Genomic DNA, 23,296 nt, shown 5'->3' with positions numbered 1-23,296 from the left:
AATTAACACCGTTAAGGTAGGATTTAAATAATGACTGAATTGGTATTAACAGCGTTAATTTTTTATCTGGCTCATTTTAACAGTTGGATGTGTGAATCATCCATCGCTAAAACTAAAATAATTTAGGCAAACCTTAAAATATAGCTGATTAGAAGTCGGCATGGCCGACGTCCCCGAACGTAGGGAAAGAAGTTAAGATAAGGAACACTTTACCGCAATCCATGGTCGTGAAAGCGGTCCGTGGCAGAAGGCGCTACATCGTCTACAAAGTTCCTCAAGAAGCGGGTAGAACAGAGGTTCTGTCGGCTCTCGAAAAACTTACAGAAACCATGCCCGACATCCGTGTTATCACAAGCTTCGAAGGCAAAGCGATAGTGCGCTGCAGCCCTTCCGAAATAGAGTCGGTATCAGAAGCCATGAGGTCCGCCTTCCCCGATTCAGAATCGCTGATTACCTCGGGTACGCTGAGGAAGGTCCGCGAGATCTACCCGGAACTGAAGGTCGCTCAGAAGAAAAAACGCTGACATTCTCCGAATCACCCCACGTCTTCCTTTTATACATCCTTTAGAATGCACTCGCGTAAAGTAATAAGGAGCGGCAATTATGCAACCCGGACAAATGGCTTATGACAGGGGGATTACAGTTTTCTCCCCTGACGGAAGACTTTTCCAAGTAGAGTACGCCCGTGAGGCTGTGAAAAAAGGTTCAACCACGATCGGGCTCAAGTACAAAGGCGGAGTAGCACTCATCGTCGATAAGAGATCGATGAGCAAACTTCTCGAACCCAAATCAACCGAGAAGATCCACGATGTTGACGATTACATCGGATGTGCAACCTCCGGACTTGTTGCTGACGCCAGAGTACTGGTCGACGAGGCCAGGAAACAGGCTCAGATCCACAGGGTCAACTACGGCGAGAACATCTCTGTCGAGATGCTCGTCAAGAAGGTATGCGATTACAAGCAGCAGTTCACACAGTACGGTGGGGCCAGGCCCTTCGGTACCGCCCTTCTCGTGGCAGGAACCGACGACCTCGGAGTCCACCTCTTTGAGACGGATCCCTCCGGAGCCCTCGTCGCATACAAAGCGACAGGAATCGGAAGCGGACGCCCAGCGGTCATGGACCTCTTCGAGAAAGAGTACAAGGAGGACATGTCCTACAACGCAGCCATCAAGCTCGGACTCAAGGCTCTCGAAGCAGCTATCGAAGAGAAGCCCAACGCAGAGACCGTCGAGATCGGAGTGGCTGACGTCGGCAAGAAGTTCAGGAGACTGAGCGAGGCTGAGATCGAGTCCTTCCTCAAAGAGACGAAGAAACCCAAAGCCTGAGGCGAAGACATGGTCAGCCTTGACGACGCGATAACAGCGAAACTGGAGACTCACGGAGAGACATTCGAGATCCTTCTGGATCCGAAGGTGTTCGACCTGATCAAGCAGGGGAAGACATTCGATATCGTCGAATACATGGCGGTAGAGGAGGTCTTCAAGAACGCAAGCAAGGGGACCAAGCAGGCAGAGGACAAACTGAAAGAGGCATTCGGAACAGAGGACATAGCGGAGATCGCTAGGAAGATCGTCGAAAAGGGCGAGATTCAAATCACGGCCGAGCAGCGCAAGGAGATGCTCGAGTCGAAGAAACAGCAGATCATCACATACATTGCCGCAAACGCGATCAATCCGCAGACGCACACCCCCCATCCGCCAATGAGGATTCAGCTGGCGCTTGAGGAGGCGAAATTCCACGTCGACCCGTTCAAACCCTTGGACAAGGAGATCGACGAGGCCATGAAACTGCTCAGGCCCCTGCTTCCGATAAGGTTCGAGAAATCCCACATCGCCATAAAACTGAACGGAGCCGACTACGGACGCTGCTTCGACGACCTTATCTCATACGGGATAGTCGAGAAGGAGGAGTGGACCGCCGATGGTTCCTGGATCGGTGTGATGGAGATCCCTGCCGGCCTCATCAACGACCTCACGGACAAGCTGAAGCACAAGACAAAGGGCTCGGCATCCGTGAAACTGATAAATTGACATTCGCGAGAGTGATAAAATGGAAAAAAGAAACGCCAGACAGACACGCGAGATCGTTGTGCCCGGCGACATCCTCGACGGAACGGGGATGAGGCCCGGAGAGAACGCATACGTGCTGGACGGCAAGGTCCGCGCCAGTGTGATGGGAGTAAGGAATGTCTTCCAGAACACGGTCGGAGTCATCCCCCTCAGGGGAGGATACATGCCAACATCGGGAGATACCGTCTTCGGAGTAATCGTGGACATCGGACCCTCAAATTGGCTGATTGACATAGGAGCGCCCTATCCTGCGCCCCTACATGTGAGCGAGGTACCCTGGAAGGTCGAATTCGGAGACACATCCAGGTTCCTGACGATTGGAAACGTCGTACTGATCAAGGTCCTGGCAGTTGACGAGAGCAAGAAGATCTCCGTCACCATGAAGGACTCCGGACTCAGGAAGATCGATGGAGGAAGGCTCGTAAAGATCTCCCACACCAAGGTCTCCAGGGTCATCGGAAAGAGCGGATCCATGATCTCCATGCTGAAGAACATGACCGACTGCCGCATAACGGTCGGACAGAACGGATGGATATGGGTCGACGGAGACGACGAGGCTGCGGATGTCGCGGTAGAAGCGATCAAGATGATCGAGGAATACGCCCAGAGCAGCAACCTGACAGACAGGGTTAAAGAGTTTATCGAGAAAAGAATCCCTCAGGATGAAGACGAAGATTACGATGAGGGGGATGAGTGACCATGAGCGGACACACAGATATGGTATTGGTTGACGAGAACGGCCTCAGGATCGACGGCAGGACCGCCGAGCAGCACAGGCCCTTCAAGATTGAGGCAGGAGTCCTCAACAACGCGGACGGATCCGCATACGTAGAGATCGGAAAGAACAAGGTCCTGGCAGCAGTCTACGGACCCAGGGAGTGCCACCCCAGGCACCTTCAGGACCCCACAAAGGCCATCGTGCAGTGCAAGTACAACATGCAGTCCTTCTCTGTCAGCGACAGGAAGAGGCCCGGACCGGACAGAAGGTCCATCGAGATCTCCAAGATCATCTCCGAGGCTCTGGAGAAGGTCGTCCTGACCGAACTCTACCCCCGTGCATCCATCGATGTCTACATCGAGATCCTCCAGGCGAACGCCGGAACCAGGTGCGCTGGACTCACAGCGGCCTCCGTCGCACTCGCTGATGCAGGAATCCCCATGAGGGACATCGTCCCCGCACTCGCATGCGGAAAGGCCGACGGACACGTCCTCCTTGACCTGAACAAGGAAGAGGACAACTACGGACAGGCCGACGTCCCCATCGCCATCATCCCCTCCACCGACGAGATCGTACTTCTCCAGATGGACGGAAACATGACCCGCGAGGAGTTCGACTACGGAATCAAGATGGCCGTCGCAGGCTGTCACGAGCTCCACGAGCTCCAGAAGGATGCGCTCAAGAGGCGCTACGACAGGAAGGCACAGGAGGGATCCGAATGACCGAGATAATGTCAGAGATCAAGCGCGACCACATGATGAAGCTCATCGCCGAGGGAAAGAGGCTCGACGGCCGTTCCGTCACCGACGTCCGCGACATCCAGGTCGTCACCAACGTCATCGAGAGTGCAGACGGATCCGCCATAATCAAGATGGGAAAGACAGAAGTCATCGCGGGAGTCAAGATCATCCCCGGAACACCCTTCCCCGACACACCCAACATCGGAGTGCTCACCACAGGAGCCGAGCTCATCCCCATGGCACACCCCACCTTTGAATCCGGACCACCCGGAGAGGACGCCATCGAGCTCGCACGTGTCGTGGACCGCGGTATCCGTGAGTCCGGAATGGTCGACGTCGAGGCTCTGTGCATCGTTCCCGGAGAGGAGGTCTGGATGTGCTTCGTTGACATCTACGCCCTCGACTACGACGGTAACCTCTTCGATGCGGCCAACCTCGCAGCTGTATGTGCACTGAAGAGCGCAACCATCCCCGGAGAGCAGTACGGAAAGGGAGAGAACAAGCCCCTGCCCATCACATGCACTCCCATCTCCATCACGGAGGTCAAAATAGGTAATACTTTAATAGTAGACCCTAATTTCGACGAAGAGCAGATTTCGACCGCACGTCTGACGGTTACGACCGACGATGTCGGAAACTTCAGGGCCATGCAGAAAGGTGGCCGCGGTTCGATCACACTTGATGAACTCAGCCTCTGTCTCGACAGAGCTGTAGAGAAGGGTGCCGAGATCAGAAAAATCATCGGGTGAAATCCATGTCAAAGAGAACAGAGAAAGCAGGAAGTTCCGGAAGGTTCGGAGCAAGGTACGGAGTTATCGTCCGCAACAGGATCAAGACAATCGAGGCCCACCAGAAGGGGAAGCACGAGTGCCCCGTCTGCCACCACATGGCAGTGAAGAGGGTCAGCTCCGGTATCTGGTACTGCAAGCACTGCGACACCAAGTTCGCAGCAACCGCTTACAGCCCCGACACCAAGAAGGAACTGTCCAAGGTTTCAGAGCAGTGAGAGAGACTGAAAGGTGATTACAATGAGCACGGAAGAATACAGATGTGCAAAGTGTAACGAGCCCCACAGCATCAACTCACTCGGACTCCAGTGCGAGAAGTGCGGATACAAGATCTTCCTGAAGGACAGACCCGTCGACAAGAAGGTCTACAAGTCCGACTGATATGATCGAGGCCGAACTCAGGATCAAGGGTGCCGCGGCAAAGGTCGCGGTGCCCGCCATCTCGCCCGAAGCTGGCAGGGAACTGCCGCGTACCGAGACGAGCATCGAATGGGACGGTGACGATGCCCTCATACACATCAGGGCAACGGACACCACAGCCATGAGGGCGGCCGTGAACTCGTATCTGGAATGCATACGCGTAGTAGAGGACATAGGAAATCTAACCAAGGTGAACCAATGAACGGAATCAGCCCACAGCTCCAGAACCAGATAACCCAGTTCCAGCAGGTCCAGCAGCAGCTCCAGGCCGTCACATCCCAGAAGATGCAGATGGACGCCAACAGGCGCGAGCTCGTCAAGACCAAGGAGGAATTGGACAAGTCCACCGGAACCGTCTTCAAGACCTCCGGTGCCTTCATGATCAAGGTCGAAGACCTGGATTCCCTCAAGGCCGACCTCGACGAATCCATCGAGACGATGGAAGTCAGGATTGGTAGCCTCGAGCGTCAGGAGAACTCCCTCAAGGAGAAGTACACCTCGCTCCAGGAGACAATCAACAAGGCCATGGGAAACGCTCAGGAAGAGTGAAACCCTAATAATCAACAGCCCGGAACATCGGATTCCGGGCATATTCTTTTTACTTCTTTTGTCAATCACTGCCGACATGACAGATGCACTCGTCCTGAAGGACGTACGCAAGACATATGGTCAGAGGGAGGCCGTCCACGGCGTATCCCTGACCGTACATGAAGGTGAAATCTTCGGACTCATAGGACATAACGGTGCCGGTAAGACCACCATTCTCAGGATGATATCGACCATACTCAAGATATCATCGGGCACAATCGAGGTCTACGGCAAAGATGTGGCGAAGGAAGCTGACGAGGTAAGGAAGCTCATCAGCTATCTGCCCGAGGATGCGGGAGCCTACAAGGATATGACCGGAAGGAGATACCTCACGTTCATCGCAAACCTTGCTGGGTCAGGCCAGGACAAGGACGCCATGGTCGAGAGGGGGATCGCCCTTGCCGACCTCGGCGACAAGATAGACTTCAGGATCGATACGTACAGCAAGGGTATGATGCGCAGACTACTCATCGCAAGGGCCATCATGACCGCACCCAAATTGGCAATCATGGATGAGGTGACCTCCGGCCTGGATGTCATCAACGCCTACGAGATAAGGGAGGTCATACGCGACATCGCCAAGAACGGCGTGACTGTGGTCATGTCTTCGCACAACATGTTCGAGGTCGATATGCTGTGCGACAGGATAGGTATGATCGACCAGGGCAACCTGATCGATGTGGGAACGCCTGCCGAACTGAAGGAGAAATACGGAAAGGAGACCCTCGAAGAGGTCTTCGTGACGGCGGTGAAAGGAGCATGAGCAGTCTTTCAATCATCATAAAGAAGGAGGTCAAGGAACTCCTCACCCCGGGATCCATAGCATCTGTCATGGTAATGGTAGTCCTGTTCGCAGCACTCGGCGGACTCATAGGCGACGAGGTTCACAAGAACACTGTCATGCCTGTTATCGGTATCGCCAACTGGGAGGATCAGAAGATCTCCGACGGAGAGGGCAATGAATGGAATGCCTACGATTTCCTCATCGACATATACATAAACAGCGGCGACGAGCGCATCACACCTGCTACAGTGAAGGACTTCGTCATAAGCATGGACAAGGACTCGATACTGGACCAAATGACCGAAAGCAACGCCAGCGTTGCACTTGTCCTGTCGGATGATTTTAAGAAGAACATCGAGAATTCCATACCTTCGCTGGGATCCGAGGATAAGACGTACGAGAAGGGAGAGATCGACCAGTATTACGTCTACAAGCCTGCAGGGATGATCAGCGGTACGGTTTCGTCCGTGATCACCACGTCCATCATCACCAACATGAACAAGGACCTCTCCAGGTTCCTCATAGGCGAGGATGAGGAGGAATACGTCGACTTCATAAAGACGCCGATAGACGGCTCGAAGACCTACACATACATCAACGGCGAGAAGGAGGAGGATATCACACCCTCCCAGATAAGCGAGGCTCTGACCGGTCAGACCATGTTCATCCCCATGATCATCATGATCATCATAATGATGGTCGGAAGCATCGTCATCAGCTCGATGGGTTCCGAGAAGGAGAACAAGACGCTGGAGACCCTGCTCACCCTGCCCATCAGCAGGACCGTCATAGTCACCGGAAAGATCATCGCCGCTGCAATGGTCGGTCTTCTGTTCGGTGTGGCCTACATGTTCGGAATGGCATTCTACATCTCGTCGATGACCGTTGCATCCATAGGAGGGGCCAGCATCGACCTGTCGCAGGTAGGTCTGAGCCTTGGAATCGTGGATTATGCCCTGATAGCAGTGTCCATGTTCCTCTCCATCGCCTGTGCATTAGGAATCTGTATGATCCTCGGTGCCTTCGCAAAGAACTACAAGTCCGCTCAGACCATGACTATGCCTCTGAGCATACTGGCCATTATCCCGATGTTCATCACCATGTTCTCCGGATGGTACGGCTCCAACATGCTCATCCAAGCCGTCCTCTTCGTCATACCTTTCAGCCACCCCATGATGGCCACACAGGCATTGCTGAACGGCGACCTCGCCCTCGTGCTTGCAGGATTGGCATACATGGCCGCATTCGCCGTGGTATCTATCTATATCACCGTCAGGCTCTACAACTCCGATATACTCGTGACAGGATTGAGTCAGAACAAATACGTGGAGAAACTGAGGGGAACGGGAAAGAAGCCCAGGCGCGGGTGAAACAGGTTTAATCTACCTGTAAATAGTACATCCAAGAGGAATGAGATCATGTCGGATAACAGAACTGCCGTGATACTGATCATCGGAGCGGTCGCCATAGGGCTGTCCCTGGCGGCATGCGGACTCCTACTCAGCAGTAACGACCACAAGGTCACATTCCTCTCGGATCGCGACAACATTGCTTACGCATTCGTGATCGAGGACAACAGCACCGGGGAGATCCACCCTCTTGCTAAGGGCGCGTACATCAAGGAAGGTGCCACCATCAGATGCGAATCGGACGACTTCGTATGGGTGGGCAATGTATGGGTAGACCCGAACTCCAGTGCAGTGGATTGCCAATGCATCTACAAGGGATCGGAATACAAATTCACCCTTTGGACGAACGGGGCCAAGATCACGGACGCGGAGCTCGAAGACGGCCGGCTCGCTATGGATCTGACGAAGATGCACTATTGCATGGCGATGTCCCTGTCGATAGTGAAAGCTGAACAGTGACGAACCCTGGTTTTTTATCTGCTACCTGTATGACCGAACATGTTCGGGAACATTGCGGACAAACTGAAAGGCAAGAACAAGGTCATCCTGGTCCACGGTAATGCGGACATGGATGCCATGGGCTCCGCTTATGCGCTGAAGCGTGCCTTCCCGAATGCGGACATCTTCGCACCTAACGGCATCGACCGCGTCAGCAAGATAGTCTGCGAAAAACTGGACGTAGCCGTTCTCGAGAGCTGCGACTTCTCAGATTATGAGCAGGCCATCGTCGTGGATACCTCCTCACCGGACCAATTGGAGAATGTTACTGACCTCCCGAAGGACACCATCATCATCGACCACCACCAGCCCACAGGCAGATGGAACGGATACGAATTCTACTGCGATCCCACCAGGACGTCCTGCTGCGAGATCGTCAAGGATATCCTGGACGAGAACTGCATACCGATAGAGAGGGATGTCGGCCTCATGCTCATAGGCGGGATGATAACGGACAGCGGCCACTTCCAATTCGCCAAACCTGCCCTGCTTGAAGCGTTCGCAGACATCATGAAGAGGTGCGACATCAACATGGACGAGGCATACAACCTGACCGTGGCCCCGGTCAGCATGTCGGAGAAGATCGCCATGCTCAAGGCCATGGAAAGGACCAAGTTCGACCGTGTCGGCAACTACATAGTCGCCACATCGTACGGGGGGAGCTTCGAGGCCTCCTCATGCAGGGCAATAATGGCATCCGGGGCGGATGTCGTGTTCGTAGGTTCTCAGAGGGATGATGAGTTCAGACTGAGCGCTAGAGCGACCCAGGAGATAGTCCGGAGAGGCGTGAACCTCGGGGACATAATGAAAGGCATCGGTACCGAGACCATGAGCGACGGCGGAGGACACGGAGGAGCGGCCGGACTATCAGGCACGGGCGACGTCGAAGCTATGCTGTTCATCTGTATGAAAAGAACGATGGAGATCTTCAGGGAATTGAAGTCTGAAGACCTCCTGAAAAAGGATTTGTGAACTCACCTGAGCTTGGTGAGTCCCTCGAGGACCTTCTGGAGAGCCGCACGGTTCTCAGGGTGTGCCTCGAAGTATTCTGCGACGGGAGCCAGTGTCTTGGCCATTCCGTCAGTGACACCCGTCTTGAGATCGAATGGCGAGAGCTTCTTGTCGAAGTATGCCTGCTCCAATTCCTCGTAGGTGTTGTAGGTGACCGGTCCGCCGTACTGCTCGGGACGGTCCACGAAGAGACATCCGTTCCTGGGGATGATAATGTACTTGCACAGCATGAGGACGGGGTTCACCTCTTCGTTGCCCTCTGCATCCAGCTTATCCATCGGACAGTAGGCCTTCTTCATCTTCTTGGCGATGTCCTCTTTGGTATCATGGATCGTGATGTTGCCCTCGGGCTTGGACTTCGACATCTTGTTCTCGATGGGATCCATTCTGTTGCCGCCCTTAAGACCTGGGAGCAGAGGCGTGTGAAGTGCGATGGGTTTCTTCCATCCCAGCTTATCGGCCGCGTCCCTTGCGAGCATGTGTGCCCTCCTCTGGTCGATACCGGCGTACGCGACATCGCAGTTGAGGAAGAATATGTCCGTTGCCTGGAGGATGGGATACAATACCTTGGAAGCGTCGACCTCGGCCTCATCCTCGGACCTTCCCATGATGGTCATGGCCCTCTTGACCCTTGAAAGGGATGTGACCTTCGCGACTTTGATGACCTTCTCCCAGTACTCGATCTCCGAGCATAGCTCGCTGGCGTACTTGAAGACGACCTTGTCCTGAGGGACGCCCAGAGCGATGAAGCAATCCTGCATGTATCTGGCGCAGGTCCTGATGTTCTCAAGGTTGCCTCCGAGCTTGTCGTTGATGTAGGCGTGCCAATCCGCCCAAAAGATGGTGACCTTGAATCCTGCATCGCAGAGATCCCTGATCTTCTGTGCGACTAGCACCCAACCGAGGTGCACGGTGCCTGAGGGCTCGAATCCGATATATGCCGTGGGCTCCTCTTTCTCCGTGAGGAGAGCACGGAGTTCCTCTTCGGTTACGAGCTCTTCGGCGTTCCTTGTGACCAAGGCCAGCTTTTCGTCTACATTCATATGTATCATTCGTGTCAATGGCCCACATATATTAATCGTTGGCGGAACACAGTTTGTCCTGGTCATGAATCAGCATATTGACCGCAGCATGCACACTTTATATCCTAGCAGAAGACAAGGTATCTCGATGGACCCTTCGCTGATGATCATAGTTTCGCTGTCCTCCCTTCTAGGAGGAGCCTTCGGCCTCTTCACAGGACTGGTCCCGGGCATCCACGTGAACACATTGGCATCGATTCTGCTGCTGTCCTATCCGGTTTGGGAATCTGTATTGTCTGAGGCCATCCCGACGGAATACGTGCCCATCGCCATCTGCTCGATAATCATGTCCGCATCCGTCGTCCACTCTTACGTGGATTTCGTCCCTTCCGTGTTCATTGGTGCACCTGACGCCGAGGATGCGATCTCCATCCTGCCTGGCCACAGACTGCTGCTCTCGGGAAAGGGGATGAGAGCGGTACGCGCTGCCGCAATAGGGAGCATAATAGGATGCTCTGTGGCGATAGCCATCGCCGTACCGCTGCAGTTTATCATCACCGATAACATGACACACTACCTGGACAGGATAACGAAGATAATCCTGGTCGCTGTGTCTGGTGTTCTGATATTCAACGAATACCAGAAGGGGAACGTACTGTTCGGGATAGCTGCCTTCCTCCTTTCAGGGATCCTGGGGTATGCCGTCATGGAACTGCCGATACCATGTGAAGGGATCTTCGGGGAAGGGACTCTGCTGATGCCCATGCTTACAGGTCTGTTCGGACTCCCGGTGATGCTGGAGTCCGACAGCGGACACCCGTTCCCAAAGCAGATTGATGATGGTGTCGATCCGGTTGGACCGATACCTGGCTTGAAGGGGGTAATTATGGGTACTGTCGCAGGATGGTTCCCAGGAATCACCTCAACGGTCGGGGCAACGGTATCTTCCACGATCATGCCTGACAGGACACCGGAACGCTTCATAGCCACCGTGGCATCGATCGGTTCGGTCACCACGATACTGTCGCTCGTGACACTCTCCATTTCTGGGGGCGGTAGGTCGGGACGGTAATCGTCATCGGTTCGATCCTCGGCGACTCCGTGAGCGGAATTGCTTCGGAGGCTTTCTTGGCGATGCTCCTTGCCTGTGCGATCGGTTCTTTGGCAGGATATCTCTTCACCATTCAGTGCGGGAAAGTCGCATCGAAGCTCATAAGCAGAGTGAACCAAGGACTCCTGAACAAGGTAGTGATCGTCTTCCTGGTGATCATGGTCCCGTTATCCACAGGCTTCTGGGGGATCGTCATTCTGATCCTTTCGCTTATGGTTGGCTACATCCCGGTCACTGGCGGGACCGGAAAGACGGTCCTGTGCGGATGTCTCATAATTCCTTCAATAATGATGTAATAAATAGGAGCGCATGGATGGACTGGCATGGACCTAAAGCGCACCGAATTGTTGGCTCTACTCGCAATGGCGTTCGGGGTATTCATGGATGGACTGGACTCCAGTATCGTGAATATTGCCCTGCCTGCCATAGCGGAATCCTTCGGGGTAGATGCCAACGCCGTCGCTTGGGTCACGATCACGTACTTCATGATGATCGCCGGTCTGATGCTCTCCTTCGGGCGCCTTGCCGATTCCGGACATATCAGGAAGATCTACATCCTCGGATTCGCCATATTCGGGGCCTCATCGTTGGTCTGCGGTCTTTCTCAGGATCTCTGGACCCTTGTAGGTGCCAGGATCGTACAGGGAATCGGGGCTGCCATGCTGGGAGCCGTGGCGCCCATGATGTGCGTCAAATTCCTCCCGCCAACCAAACTCGGCCTCAGCATGAGCGTATTGATGCTGTCGGGTGCGGTCGGGTTCGGTTCCGGTCCCGCCATAGGCGGACTGATCATGGATGTCGCTTCATGGCACTGGACATTCTTCATAAACGTGCCCATCGGCATAATCGCGATTCTGTTCGCATTGCGTGCGATGCCCAAGGACCACGACTTCAAGGATGCGAAACTGGACCTCAGGGGAAGTGCTCTGCTGTTCTTCTCCGTCGTTTGCGGCGTTTACATCCTGGAGATGTTCTCCCGCGAAGGGCAGGGGATAATATGTGCTGTCCTGGCCGCCCTGATGGTGATCTCCATAATACTGTTCATTCGTACGGAGAAGAGGACAACGAACCCCATGCTCAATCTGGGCATCTTCAAGAAATGGACGTTCACCTCGGTCTCCATGACCTATCTCCTGATGAACATCTGCTATGTGGGCGTATCATACCTGATACCGTTCTACATCGTCAAGGAACTCGATGTCAGCTACACCTTCACCGGTCTTCTGATCCTAGTGCCCAGCATAGTCACAATATGCGTCAGCATCCCTGCGGGAAGATACGCGGATGAGCACGGACGGAGGACCATGTCGATATTCAGCTGTATGGCGCTGATCGTATTCTGCATAGGTTATTGGCTGATCAGACCCGAAATGGGCTGGCTGCCGTTCATCCCCATCGGAATAATGGGAGGTGTGATGTGGGGGCTCTGCGGAGCTTCAGTCGCCAGCCGCATCATAGACCATGCACCGGCTGAGGAGAAGGGGATGGCATCAACGCTCTCCAACTTCCTCTACTACGGAGGCGGATCAATAGGTACCGCGCTGTTCGCATCCCTAGCCACTGTGGGATCAGACTCCATCGGCATACCGCTAGACCTTATACCTCCGGAGGACTTCCTCCTCGGATTCACATTCTCGATGATACCTGCCATCATCCTTGGGGTGGCCACACTGCTGTCCGCAGTGATCGTCAAGGACGATGCTGTCACGCATTCTTGAGCTCAGCTTTCTCCAGGAACCTTTGGGAATCGACAATGAACCTCTCATGAGTCCCGGAACCGACCTCCGATTTAGAATCGTAAACACGGACCTTGAAGACCAGCCTTCTCCTGTCTATCTCCACGAGCTCCGTCTCGCATACCACCGTCATGCCGATCGGCGTAGCGGAGCTGTGGGCGATGTCCAGATGGGTGCCCACTGTGGAAGTCCCGAGATCCAGATAAGGCTGGACGCTCAGAGACGCGGTCTTCTCTATCAGCGCTATCATAGCAGGCGTGGCGAATACAGGAAGATCCCCGCTGCCTACCGTGGAAGCTAGATTCTCCTCCGTCACCGTGACCGACTGAGCGCCTTTGATACCCGTGTTCAACATACGCTTACGAACGATGCTTTTACTAATTAAAACGTAGATAGGGGGAACATGGGATTGGAAGAGCAGCTTTACGAAGAACTATACCAACTGAGGGAACGTCTCAGAGATGAGGGCAGAAGGGCCACGGGAAGAGTGCCCAACGTCTGCTCCGATGAGGCGCTCCAGGAAATGGCCCAGCGCAAACCTACGAAGATCGAGGACTTCATCGCCATCGTGGGTGTCGGCCAGAGATTCATAGAGGTATACGGTGAGAGCTTCCTCGCAGTTACGAGGAAATATACCGTCACCGCCGCCAAGGGTTCCAATCTGGAGGGCGAGACCGCAAAGACCCTCAGAGAGTTGGAAAAGAAGCTCATCAATATCAGCAGGGGGAACCGTCTCCTGTATCAGGGAAGGATCTCCGTCAAAAACACCTTCGATCTTATGAAGATCCCCGATCTGGACATACTCGGGCTGCTGTTCGGTACCAAGAGGATACTGAGGCTCTGCGACATCACCAACAGCAAAGAGGACGAGAAGGTCTACAGGCATCTGAACCAGGTGATCCGTGAGGTCAACAGGGAACTGAGGGACAAGGGACAGTACGACCTGTATGTAGGGTACCCCTACGTCCAGGGAAAGATGCCCAACGACGATTTCGACATCCGCGCACCGCTGGCGCTCTTCCCGGTGACGCTTGAGAAGGATGCCCGTTCCATAACGCTCACATATGACTCCTCCCGCGATGCCATGTACAACAACACCCTCATCCTGGCGTACATCAAGGCCACGGGACAGAACAAGCCGCTCCCCAACAACATCCTGGAGGACTTCGAAGAGGAATCGTTCATCGAGAACACGCTCAACTTCTTCCACATGAACGGAATCGAGATCAAATGCGAGAACACCGAGCCCATGGAATTCATCGAGTACAGGGCAGGGGAGTTCCCCGACTATCTTCCCGGGGACATGGAACTCGTACCGAACATCATCGTCGGTAAGTTCCCGACGTACTCCAGTTCTATCCAGAGGGACTTCGACGCCATCCTGTCCGGAAAGGAGATCAACGGTATCCTCACAGACCTTGTGGAGAACCTCGACAAGACCGATTTCTACTCGGACAAACCGGAGCCCCTGTCGCTGGACGACCTGAAGAAGAAGGGCATGGAGGCCTCCGAGAAGGATCTGTTCTACATCAACTCGCTCAACAGCGCCCAGGAGAACATCCTGACTGCCATCGACAGGGATGACGAGATCGTCGTCCAGGGACCTCCGGGGACAGGTAAATCACAGGTCATCACAGGACTGATAACGTCGGCGGTCGTGAAAGGAAAGACCGTCCTGATGGTCTCCGAGAAGAAGACCGCCCTGGACGTCGTATACTCCCGTCTCGGGACACTGGCGAAATACTGCCTTCTCATCGACGACGTCGGAAACAAGGACCTGTTCTACAAGCAGCTAGAGACCATGCTGGCCTCAGGAGCCCCCAAGAAGGGTACCGATCTGGAGACCATCTCTGACAGCATCGACGACGATGTCTCGATGCTAACCCGCATCGCCGATGTGATGTATACACCGGGCGACTTCGGTATCGCACCCTACAAGCTGTACGGCATGGAGAAGACCAATCTGAACGATGAACGCCAGTTCAGCGAATACAAGATCCTCAAATCCCACATAGACCCGCGCCTCCTGGCGCTCCAGTACCCCACGGTATCCGAGCTCCACAGGATGTACGACAACGAGAGCCTGATGAAGAACTTCAACGATTACAAGACGCTGTCAGGCTCCAACCCGTGGCTCACCCAGATGAAGATGAACCTCTCAGAGTTCAACATCGGTGAGATGAAGGCGGACCTCATGGACCTGGAGATGCAGATGAAGGAGTTCAACTCCAAGGGATTCATGGGAAGGCTGTTCTCGAAAGGGAAGGTCAACAGGGAGACCACCCTGATGGCCTCGAAGTATTTCGACAACTACAACCAACACACCCTCACCCTGATGATGGACGACCCCAAGAAGATCATCGATGGCCTGGACGACTACGAGAGGTTCGCATCGCTGTCCACCGTCTATTCCAAGCTCAGCTCGGACGAGAAGCTGTACGGGGACGATATCCTGTCGATCTCCGAATCCACCAAGATGAAGTTCTCGGACAGCAACGACAGGATGTTCAACTGGATCCTCAACGAGCATCTGATGAAGTTCGATGCCGAGCACAAGGACATCATGCAGCAGATTTGGGACTTCGACAGCATCATCCGCGACATGGACAGGAAGATGGAGCACAAGCGCATCCTGTGCAAGGACAAGGTCGAGGAGATCCTCCAGAACAACCTGAGATACATCTCCGAGTCCAAGAGGCGCGGCGACATCAACAGGATCATCGAATCCAAGAGGAAATGGAACCTGAACAAGTTCATCAACCGCTACGGGTACGAGCTCTTCCAGGGAGTCCGCGTATGGCTGCTGACCCCCGAGGTGGTTTCCGAGATACTCCCGCTGGAGATGGGAGTATTCGACCTGCTCATATTCGACGAGGCCTCCCAGATGTATGTGGAGAAGGGTATCCCGTCGATCTACCGTGCGAAGAAGGTCGTCGTCGCAGGGGATCACAAGCAGCTTCGTCCCTCCAGCCTGGGAGTCGGAAGGATCGAGTACGATTCCGATGAGGAGGACCTCGACGACGACGTATCCGCCGCACTGGAGGAGGAGTCACTGCTGGACCTGGCAAGGGCAAGGTATGACTCCATCCTGCTGAACTTCCACTACAGGTCGAAGTACGAGGAGCTCATAGCGTTCTCCAACTACGCGTTCTACGGAGGACGCCTATATGTGTCCCCCAATGTGATAGACCCGCCCAAACCGCCCATCGAGACCATCAAGGTGGACGGACTGTGGGAGAACAAGTCCAACATGGCCGAGGCCAAGAAGGTCATCGAACTCCTCAGGGGCATATTCACCTCCAGGAAGAACAACGAGACCATAGGTATCATCACATTCAACGCATCCCAGAGGGACCTGATCAACGATGTCCTGGATGAGGAATGCGCCAAGGACGGGGAGTTCGGAAAGCTCGTCGCCAACGAGATGAAGAGGTTCGACAACGGAGAGGATGTCGGTCTGTTCATCAAGAACATCGAGAGCGTTCAGGGAGATGAGCGTGATGTCATCGTGTTCTCCATAGGATACGCCAAGAACTCTGACGGAAGGCTGATGCAGAGATTCGGATGGCTGAACAACCGCGGTGGTGAGAACCGTCTTAACGTCGCCGTATCCAGGGCGAAGAAGAAGATCTACATCGTATCCTCATTCGAACCCAGGGAACTCCAGGTGGAGGACAACAAGAACGACGGCCCCCGCATACTGAAGAAATACCTGCAGTACGCCGATGCTATCAGCAGCGGGAACAGGGATCTGGCCGATTCCATCCTGCACTCGTTCGGTGACGACCGCTGGGTACGCACAGAGGAATTCAATTCAGGCCACATAGCCGACAAGGTCTACAACGCCCTCCTCAGGAAGGGTTACTCCGTGGAGAGGAACGTCGGTATCGGAGGATACCAGATAGACCTTGCAGTGAAACAGAACGACCGTTACATCCTGGGAATAGAATGCGACAGCCGTCTTTACGAGATCTCCGAATCGACGAGGGAGAGGGACTACCACAGGCAGAAGTACCTAGAGTCCAGAGGATGGAAAATCCACAGGGTCTGGACGCCCGGATTCTGGAAGAATCCCGACAAGGAGATCGCGGGAATAATTGATGCAATAGAGAGGGTTTGAGATGAAGACGACATTGAAAATCGAAGGCATGATGTGCGAAGGATGCGTTAGCAAGGTCAACGAGAAGCTGAACGCTCTGGGCAAGGTGAAGAAGGTCGATGTGAACCTCAAGTCGGGTAAGGCCGTCGTCGAACACGACGGGGCCACCGACGAGGAACTGATCTCGGCCGTCGTCGATGCCGGGTTCAGAGCATCTGTGAAGCACGGACTCTTCTCATGAAGACGCACGTTTTTCGCATAGGCGGAATGACATGCGCCGCCTGCTCCAGCAGGATCGAGGGAGCGATCGGAGAGATCGACGGCATCGAGAGCGTCGTGGCCAATTTCGGAAACAACACCGCCACGGTCACCTATGACGAATCGAAGGTCACGGAGGAGATGATCGGCAGGGCTGTCACCTCCGCCGGATACCAGATGATCAGCGATGACCGCGAGAAGGCCGAACAGCAGGAACTGGAAGCCCTCAAGATACAGAAGCGGGACCTGATAGTCGCCATATTGTTCGCTATCCCGCTCAGCATCATAGCCATGGGACCGATGCTGGGCCTGGATATGCCCTGGGATACCAGAACGGATTGTATCATACAGCTCGTTCTGTTCTTACCGATAATGTACTCGGGAAGACGCTTCTACAAGAAGGGCATCCCTGCACTGAAGACCAAGAGCCCCACCATGGACTCACTGGTCTCCATCAGCACCCTGGCTTCCCTTGCCATGGGACTCTATTACACCATGCTCGCTTTCTCTACTGACGAGCACATGCACATAATGCTGAGCTTCGACTCCGCAGGAATGATCATCGCACTTGTGAGCGTCGGGAAATACATGGAAGCCCGTTCGAAGCACAACACCAACGATTCCCTCAGGAAGCTGCTATCCCTGGCCCCCAGCAAGGCTACGATCATAGTGGACGGCAAGGAGTATGAGGTCGATGCGTCATCATTGATCGTCGGGGACGTCGTATTGATCCGTCCGGGGGAATCCATACCTGCGGATGGGATGGTCATAGAAGGGAGCTCGGCCGTCAACGAGTCAATGCTCACCGGGGAATCCATACCCGTCTCGAAGAATGTAGATTCGGTCGTGTACGGCGCTACGGTCAACGGTAACGGAAGCCTCAAAGTCAGGATCGAGAAGACCGGCGAAGAGACTGTCCTCTACCAGATTGCTAGGATGATCGAGATGGCCCAGGGAACGAAGGCACCTGTCGCTCATCTCGCTGATAAGATTGCAGCCAAATTCGTGCCTGCAGTCATACTGATCGCCATCGCATCAGGTATCGCGTGGTTCGTCGCAGGACAGTTCTTCCCTGACAGCGGATACGACCTAGAGTTCTGCGTCACCATCGCCATATCGGTGCTCGTGATCTCCTGTCCATGCGCACTGGGGCTGGCCACACCTCTGGCGATCGTCATAGGTACCGGCAACGGTTCGAAGCATGGGGTATTATTCAAGACAGCATCCTCCATAGAGGCTGCCGCACACATAGACACCGTGATACTGGACAAAACCGGTACGATCACCAAAGGACATCCTACCATCACCAGCATCATCACTGGACTTGATGAGAAGAAGTTCATATCCATCGTCGCAGCCGCGGAAACCGATTCGGAACACCCCCTGGCAGAGGCTGTTGTCAATTATGCTAAGGAAAATGGGATCAATCTGCCTCCTCATTCGGATTTCGAAGCGATAACCGGACAGGGGATACGCTGCAATGTGGATGGCCAGACCGTGTTGGTCGGGAACCGCGCACTCATGGAGGAGAACGGGATATCCTTCCATGAAGCCCCAGGAATCCTGGTCGCCATCGACGGTGTACCCTCAGGCTCTATCGTCGTATCGGACCCGATGAGGGACGAGAGCCCGGCTGCGATATCCTCGCTGAAATCCATGGGGGTCGATGTCATGATGGTCACTGGGGACCGTAAGGAGACGGCAGAGACCATAGCGGCACAGGCTGGAATTGACAAAGTGATAGCAGAGACCAAACCCCAGGACAAACTGGATACTGTCAAGAAGCTGCAGGTCCGCCAGAAGCATGTGGCCATGACGGGCGACGGCATCAACGATGCCCCTGCACTCACGCAGGCCGATGTCGGTCTTGCAGTGGGATCCGGGACCGATATCGCGATCGAATCGGCCGACATCGTGATGATGAACGACGACCTGAGGACGGTCCCCGCCGCTCTCGAGATTGGAAGAGCCACCCTCAAGAACATCAAGCAGAACCTGTTCTTCGCACTTGGGTACAATGCGGTCTGCATACCGATCGCCGCAGGACTCCCTGTCCTTTTCGGATACACCGATCTCGTGATGCTGATGCCTATATTGGCGGCGGCAGCTATGTCGCTCTCATCGATCTCTGTCGTATCGAATGCACTTAGGATGAGAAGGTTCGAACCCAAATCACTGAACTAATCTGGCCGATGTGACGTCAAGGGTCCCGTTGTCCCTCTTCCAAACCTTATTGGAATCTACTATCTCCAGAGGGTGGGAATGCATAGGGGAATCGAGGGTCATCGACTCGTATTCCCCTCCCTCGCCCATGATGCTGATGCCGTACTTCTCACGGAGCTTCTTCAGATCCTTAACGGCATCCGCATCGATCTCGCGTCCCAGCCATTCCTCGCCGAGGCCTTCTGCAAAGCATCCCACGATTATCGCCCTGATGCCCGACTGGAGGAACGCATCCATCAGAAGGTCCTGATCCTTCCTCCACAGAGGGGAGAACACCTTGAGGCCGAGATCGTTGCAGACCAGGTTCATCCTGTCCCATTGGTAATCGGACCAGACGGCACCGGTTATGACACCTTCGACATCCAATCCCTCCAATGCCTTCCTGAGCCCTTCCATGTCCCCCTCCTCGGTACCGGTGCTCGGAGCCGTGACAAGTTCCTTTCCCATGGACTCGGCCATGAGAGGGACCACCGAGAGGTTCGGCGTATGGAAGATCCATGATGCCTTGTCCTCCGGCTTCACATTGACCAAGTAAGGTACGTCGTGTCCCATCTGCTCCATGATGTACAGCGAGAAAGTGGAGTCCTTTCCGCCGGAATACAGGGATGCTAGCCTCATATGCACACATGCACGCTCCCGCGGTAAAAGAATGTTTTTTATTATGGTGCATTCTGGGGAATACCGAGGGACACAATGAGTCTTGATGCGAACGCGATGAAGAAACTGGTCGCCAGGGAAGCTGTTGACAGGTACGTCAAGGACGGTATGGCAGTCGGACTCGGGACCGGATCCACCGCGAAGTTCATGATCGAGAGGATCGGCGAACTCGTCGCAGAAGGCTGGGACCTCACATGCACGGCCACATCCTTCCAGAGCGAGGAACTAGCAAGGAGCCTCGGCATCAAGATTGTGGAACTCGACGAGATCGGTACCCTAAACGTCACCATCGACGGTGCGGACGAGGTCGACCCCAACATGCAGCTTATCAAGGGACTCGGAGGAGCACTCCTCAGGGAGAAGATCGTGGCTGCGGCCACCGAGAAGGAGATCATCATCGCCGACGAATCCAAACTCGTGGAGAAGCTCGGTACAAAGGCACCACTTCCGGTGGAAGTCCTCAGATTCGGCCACAAGCATACCAAATTCGCGCTGGAGCAACAGGGCTGCAAGGCAGAGCTGAGGATAAGGGACGGAGAACCCATCGTGACCGACAGCGGCAACTACATCTACGACTGCAAGTTCGAGGCGATCGAGAAACCGTTCTTCCTGGAATCGAGGATCGACGTCATCCCCGGAGTGGTCGAGAACGGCCTGTTCCTGAACACGGCCTACGATGTGCTCATATCGAAACCCGACGGAGGGATCGAGAGCATGTCCGATGCCATGATCAAGAAGAGACCAGACGATATCAATATAATGTAATCGCGCGTGAGTGATGGTATCAAGTTTTTATATAACTTCGATAATAGCACGCCCGATTCAATTCAAGGTGAATACCATGAAAATGCCCAGAACAATCAAAAGATACTGCCCGACCTGCAAGGCCCACACCGAGCAAGAGGTGGAGAGGGTCAAGAAGAAGAAGGCAAGTGAACTCAAATGGGGTCAGAGGAGATTCAGAAAAGTGACCGCTGGTTACGGAGGTTTCCCCAGGCCTAAACCCGAAGGAAGAGAGAAGCCCACCAAGAGGATCAACCTCAGGTACAGATGCACCCAGTGCAAGAAGGCCAACATCTCCCCCTGCATCCGTGCCAAGAAATTCGAACTCGTGGAGTGATTATCATGACCGGAGATTTCATCAAGATCAAATGCCCCGACTGCGAAAACGAGCAGATCGCTTTCAAGAAGGCAGCGACCAAGGTCACCTGCCACGTCTGCGGTGCAACCCTCATCGTCCCCAAGGGCGGTGTCGGAGACATCAAGGGCGAAGTCATTGAGGTAGTCAACTGATGTCAAGGGTCAGGGGACTTCCCGAGAACGGTGAGCTCGTAGTCTGCACCGTCAAGAGCGTGAAGAACTTCGGAGCATTCGTCACTCTGGACGAGTACGATGACAAGGAAGGATTCATTCACGTAAGGGATGTCGCCACTGGCTGGGTTAAGTACATCAGGGACTTCGTCAGAGAAGGACAAAAAATCGTCTGCAAAGTTCTGGGCGTGGATTCAACCAAAGGTCACATCGACCTTTCTTTAAAATCCGTCAACGAACACCAGAAGCGCGAGAAGATCCAGCAATGGAAGAACGAGAAGAAGGCAGAGAAACTTCTCGAGATCGTCGCTGAAAGGATGGGAATTGACATAGACAAGGCATACAAGCAGTTCGGGGACGAACTCCTGGATGCCTACGAGACACTGTACAGTGCCTTCGAATCAGCGGTCGCTTACCCCGATGATTTCCTTTCGGAATTCAAGGGGAAGTGGACCGATACTTTTATGGAAGTCGCGAAGGAGAACGTCGCAGCACCCATGGTGCAGATCGACGGAATCCTCGAGATGAGCTCTTCAGCACCTGACGGAATGGAGCTCATCAAGACCGCACTCATGGCCGGCCTCGCAGCCGCCGACGGATCCTCAGTGGAGATCACCTGTGTGGGATGCCCCAGATACAGGATCCTCGTCACAGCTGCCGATTACAAAGAGGCAGAGGACATCATGAAGACCGTTAGCAACACGGCCATCGAATCCCTTACATCGAACGACGGCACTGCGGTGCTCAAACGTGAGAGCAAGTGAGATGAAAAGCGAAATCCGCAAATGCAACGACTGTGCCAGATATACACTTTCTATGGTATGTCCGATCTGCGGTAAAGCTACTGTGAACCCGATACCTCCGAGATATTCCCCGGAGGATCGCATGGGGGAATACCGCCGCAAGGCGATACTCGAGGAGTATGGAGAGAATGGAAAGCATCATAACGTATGAGTGCAGACCCGAATTCAAGAATCTCATCTTCATAGAGGGGCTGCCCGGGGTCGGGAACGTCGGTAAGATCGCAGCGGACTTCATCAGCTACAAATTGGATGCGAAGAGGATGGCCACCATCCTCAGCAGCGAACTGCCCCCGCAGGTCTTCGTGGATTCTGACAGCTATTTCTATTCTGCATGCAACGAGCTTTGGTACGTGAAGGACGTCAACGGCCACGACATCCTCTTCCTGCAGGGAGACTATCAGGCATCGACACCTCAGGGACAGTTCGAACTATGCAAGTTCATCTTCGACAAGATCATCGGATACGATCCCAAACTGATCATCACTCTGGGCGGATACGGATTGGGAGAGGTCGTGAAGGAACCCCGCGTGCTTGCAGTGAGCAACGATTCGAAGATCAAGTCGATGCTTGAGAAGAAGGGTGCCCAATTCCGTCCCAACGAACCTCAGGGCGGCATCGTGGGAGCGGCAGCGATGTTCCTGCTCCTCGCCAACGAATACGATATCGATGCAGCATGCCTTATGGGAGAAACGTCGGGCTTCCTTCTGGATCACAAGAGCGCCAAATGTGTGGTAGATGTGCTGTGCAAAGTTCTTGGAATAGAACTGGACACGGCCGAGATGCAGGATGACATCCAGCAGGTAGAGCAGATCAACAATGAGGTACAGGCTCTGGCTGAGACCAATCCTGAGGATTTATCCTACTTCCGCTGATATCACCAACGGCTTTTTATAATGGGTACGCATCCCCAAATCTAAGTCCCCACTTAGCTCAGACTGGCTAGAGCGGCTGACTGTAGAGTGTTTTCGGTAAAACCCGATACAGCCGCTGAAATCAGCAGGTCCCCTGTTCAAATCAGGGAGTGGGGACCATCCTTATCCAGCATCT

Annotated in this window: 29 protein-coding genes and 1 tRNA gene; 27 read left to right on the top strand and 3 right to left on the bottom strand. The window is 54.2% G+C overall.

Annotated elements, in window-relative coordinates; genetic code table 11:
* Positions 1-221 precede the first annotated feature (221 nt).
* The 14 genes from E7Z62_07410 (at position 222) to E7Z62_07345 (ending at position 8,990) form a co-directional block, all read left to right on the top strand.
* The gene (locus tag E7Z62_07410; GenBank protein MBE6522930.1) at positions 222-524 is read left to right on the top strand and encodes a hypothetical protein; all 303 of its coding nucleotides are present in this window, start codon (positions 222-224) and stop codon (positions 522-524) included.
* A 79-nt stretch (positions 525-603) separates the two neighbouring features.
* Positions 604-1,329, top strand: coding sequence for an archaeal proteasome endopeptidase complex subunit alpha (gene psmA / locus E7Z62_07405; protein MBE6522929.1), 726 nt, complete (start codon positions 604-606; stop codon positions 1,327-1,329).
* A gap of 9 nt (positions 1,330-1,338) precedes the next feature.
* The gene (locus E7Z62_07400) at positions 1,339-2,034 is read left to right on the top strand and encodes a ribosome assembly factor SBDS (protein ID MBE6522928.1); all 696 of its coding nucleotides are present in this window, start codon (positions 1,339-1,341) and stop codon (positions 2,032-2,034) included.
* Positions 2,035-2,053: 19 nt separating this feature from the next.
* Positions 2,054-2,770 (top strand): S1 RNA-binding domain-containing protein, encoded by a 717-nt coding sequence (locus tag E7Z62_07395; protein ID MBE6522927.1) that lies wholly within the window; start codon positions 2,054-2,056, stop codon positions 2,768-2,770.
* 2 nt (positions 2,771-2,772) lie between these two features.
* Entirely contained in the window at positions 2,773-3,513 is a 741-nt protein-coding gene (locus tag E7Z62_07390) for an exosome complex exonuclease Rrp41 (protein ID MBE6522926.1), read from the top strand.
* Between the two features lie 8 nt (positions 3,514-3,521).
* Entirely contained in the window at positions 3,522-4,280 is a 759-nt protein-coding gene (locus tag E7Z62_07385) for an exosome complex protein Rrp42 (protein ID MBE6522925.1), read from the top strand.
* A gap of 5 nt (positions 4,281-4,285) precedes the next feature.
* Positions 4,286-4,537, top strand: a complete 252-nt coding sequence (locus tag E7Z62_07380; protein MBE6522924.1) for a 50S ribosomal protein L37ae — start codon at positions 4,286-4,288, stop codon at positions 4,535-4,537.
* Positions 4,538-4,559: 22 nt separating this feature from the next.
* A complete protein-coding gene (locus tag E7Z62_07375) occupies positions 4,560-4,700 on the top strand; it encodes a DNA-directed RNA polymerase subunit P (GenBank protein MBE6522923.1) in 141 nt (46 codons plus the stop codon).
* A 1-nt stretch (position 4,701) separates the two neighbouring features.
* Complete coding sequence (locus tag E7Z62_07370; GenBank protein MBE6522922.1) at positions 4,702-4,941, top strand: hypothetical protein; 240 nt, start codon at positions 4,702-4,704, stop codon at positions 4,939-4,941.
* Positions 4,938-5,288 (top strand): prefoldin subunit beta, encoded by a 351-nt coding sequence (locus E7Z62_07365; GenBank protein MBE6522921.1) that lies wholly within the window; start codon positions 4,938-4,940, stop codon positions 5,286-5,288. The genes E7Z62_07370 and E7Z62_07365 overlap by 4 nt, the downstream gene beginning before the upstream one ends.
* 76 nt (positions 5,289-5,364) lie before the next feature.
* A complete protein-coding gene (locus E7Z62_07360; protein ID MBE6522920.1) occupies positions 5,365-6,090 on the top strand; it encodes an ABC transporter ATP-binding protein in 726 nt (241 codons plus the stop codon).
* A complete protein-coding gene (locus tag E7Z62_07355; GenBank protein ID MBE6522919.1) occupies positions 6,087-7,481 on the top strand; it encodes an ABC transporter permease in 1,395 nt (464 codons plus the stop codon). Before E7Z62_07360 ends, E7Z62_07355 begins: the two co-directional genes overlap by 4 nt.
* A 48-nt stretch (positions 7,482-7,529) precedes the next feature.
* On the top strand, positions 7,530-7,979 hold the full coding sequence (locus tag E7Z62_07350; protein MBE6522918.1) for a hypothetical protein: 450 nt from the start codon (positions 7,530-7,532) through the stop codon (positions 7,977-7,979).
* 39 nt (positions 7,980-8,018) lie between these two features.
* Positions 8,019-8,990, top strand: coding sequence for an exopolyphosphatase (locus E7Z62_07345; GenBank protein MBE6522917.1), 972 nt, complete (start codon positions 8,019-8,021; stop codon positions 8,988-8,990).
* Between the two features lie 2 nt (positions 8,991-8,992).
* Here E7Z62_07345 and E7Z62_07340 read toward each other — a convergent pair whose 3' ends face one another.
* The gene (locus E7Z62_07340) at positions 8,993-10,072 is read right to left on the bottom strand and encodes a tyrosine--tRNA ligase (GenBank protein MBE6522916.1); all 1,080 of its coding nucleotides are present in this window, start codon (positions 10,070-10,072) and stop codon (positions 8,993-8,995) included.
* Between the two features lie 64 nt (positions 10,073-10,136).
* On the opposite strand from E7Z62_07340, the gene E7Z62_07335 reads away from it, so the two are divergent.
* Genes E7Z62_07335 through E7Z62_07325 form a run of 3 tightly spaced genes read left to right on the top strand, consistent with a single transcriptional unit; the run spans position 10,137 to position 12,880 of the window.
* A complete protein-coding gene (locus tag E7Z62_07335; GenBank protein ID MBE6522915.1) occupies positions 10,137-11,123 on the top strand; it encodes a hypothetical protein in 987 nt (328 codons plus the stop codon).
* A 29-nt stretch (positions 11,124-11,152) separates the two neighbouring features.
* Entirely contained in the window at positions 11,153-11,458 is a 306-nt protein-coding gene (locus tag E7Z62_07330; protein ID MBE6522914.1) for a hypothetical protein, read from the top strand.
* A 27-nt stretch (positions 11,459-11,485) separates the two neighbouring features.
* On the top strand, positions 11,486-12,880 hold the full coding sequence (locus E7Z62_07325; protein ID MBE6522913.1) for an MFS transporter: 1,395 nt from the start codon (positions 11,486-11,488) through the stop codon (positions 12,878-12,880).
* On the opposite strand, the gene E7Z62_07320 is transcribed toward E7Z62_07325, so the two are convergent.
* Positions 12,867-13,253 carry a thioesterase gene (locus E7Z62_07320; GenBank protein MBE6522912.1) on the bottom strand — a complete coding sequence of 129 codons (387 nt, stop codon included), beginning with the start codon at positions 13,251-13,253 and terminating at the stop codon, positions 12,867-12,869. The two genes, E7Z62_07325 and E7Z62_07320, sit on opposite strands and share 14 nt — an antisense overlap.
* Before the next feature lie 48 nt (positions 13,254-13,301).
* Between E7Z62_07320 and E7Z62_07315 the strand changes: the two genes are divergently transcribed.
* Genes E7Z62_07315 through cadA form a run of 3 tightly spaced genes read left to right on the top strand, consistent with a single transcriptional unit; the run spans position 13,302 to position 19,439 of the window.
* Positions 13,302-17,018 carry a DUF4011 domain-containing protein gene (locus E7Z62_07315; protein ID MBE6522911.1) on the top strand — a complete coding sequence of 1,239 codons (3,717 nt, stop codon included), beginning with the start codon at positions 13,302-13,304 and terminating at the stop codon, positions 17,016-17,018.
* Position 17,019: 1 nt separating this feature from the next.
* Positions 17,020-17,238 (top strand): heavy-metal-associated domain-containing protein, encoded by a 219-nt coding sequence (locus E7Z62_07310; GenBank protein ID MBE6522910.1) that lies wholly within the window; start codon positions 17,020-17,022, stop codon positions 17,236-17,238.
* Positions 17,235-19,439, top strand: coding sequence for a cadmium-translocating P-type ATPase (gene cadA / locus E7Z62_07305; protein MBE6522909.1), 2,205 nt, complete (start codon positions 17,235-17,237; stop codon positions 19,437-19,439). Before E7Z62_07310 ends, cadA begins: the two co-directional genes overlap by 4 nt.
* Here cadA and E7Z62_07300 read toward each other — a convergent pair.
* Complete coding sequence (locus E7Z62_07300; protein ID MBE6522908.1) at positions 19,428-20,096, bottom strand: diphthine--ammonia ligase; 669 nt, start codon at positions 20,094-20,096, stop codon at positions 19,428-19,430. The two genes, cadA and E7Z62_07300, sit on opposite strands and share 12 nt — an antisense overlap.
* A 75-nt stretch (positions 20,097-20,171) precedes the next feature.
* Here E7Z62_07300 and rpiA point away from each other — a divergent pair, with 75 nt between their 5' ends.
* The 7 genes from rpiA to E7Z62_07265 all read left to right on the top strand — a co-directional run bounded on the left by rpiA (position 20,172) and on the right by E7Z62_07265 (position 23,280).
* On the top strand, positions 20,172-20,900 hold the full coding sequence (rpiA, locus tag E7Z62_07295) for a ribose-5-phosphate isomerase RpiA (protein MBE6522907.1): 729 nt from the start codon (positions 20,172-20,174) through the stop codon (positions 20,898-20,900).
* Between the two features lie 76 nt (positions 20,901-20,976).
* On the top strand, positions 20,977-21,255 hold the full coding sequence (locus E7Z62_07290) for a 50S ribosomal protein L44e (GenBank protein MBE6522906.1): 279 nt from the start codon (positions 20,977-20,979) through the stop codon (positions 21,253-21,255).
* 5 nt (positions 21,256-21,260) lie between these two features.
* A complete protein-coding gene (locus E7Z62_07285) occupies positions 21,261-21,428 on the top strand; it encodes a 30S ribosomal protein S27e (GenBank protein MBE6522905.1) in 168 nt (55 codons plus the stop codon).
* Complete coding sequence (locus tag E7Z62_07280; protein ID MBE6522904.1) at positions 21,428-22,210, top strand: translation initiation factor IF-2 subunit alpha; 783 nt, start codon at positions 21,428-21,430, stop codon at positions 22,208-22,210. The genes E7Z62_07285 and E7Z62_07280 overlap by 1 nt, the downstream gene beginning before the upstream one ends.
* A gap of 1 nt (position 22,211) precedes the next feature.
* Positions 22,212-22,400 (top strand): RNA-protein complex protein Nop10, encoded by a 189-nt coding sequence (locus E7Z62_07275; GenBank protein MBE6522903.1) that lies wholly within the window; start codon positions 22,212-22,214, stop codon positions 22,398-22,400.
* A complete protein-coding gene (locus E7Z62_07270) occupies positions 22,369-23,121 on the top strand; it encodes a proteasome assembly chaperone family protein (GenBank protein MBE6522902.1) in 753 nt (250 codons plus the stop codon). Before E7Z62_07275 ends, E7Z62_07270 begins: the two co-directional genes overlap by 32 nt.
* 47 nt (positions 23,122-23,168) lie before the next feature.
* Positions 23,169-23,280, top strand: a tRNA-Tyr gene (locus E7Z62_07265).
* The last annotated feature ends 16 nt before the right edge of the window (positions 23,281-23,296 follow it).

Source organism: Thermoplasmata archaeon (assembly GCA_015063285.1).
Classification (GTDB): domain Archaea; phylum Thermoplasmatota; class Thermoplasmata; order Methanomassiliicoccales; family Methanomethylophilaceae; genus Methanoprimaticola.
This window is presented reverse-complemented; position numbering and strand designations above follow the sequence as displayed.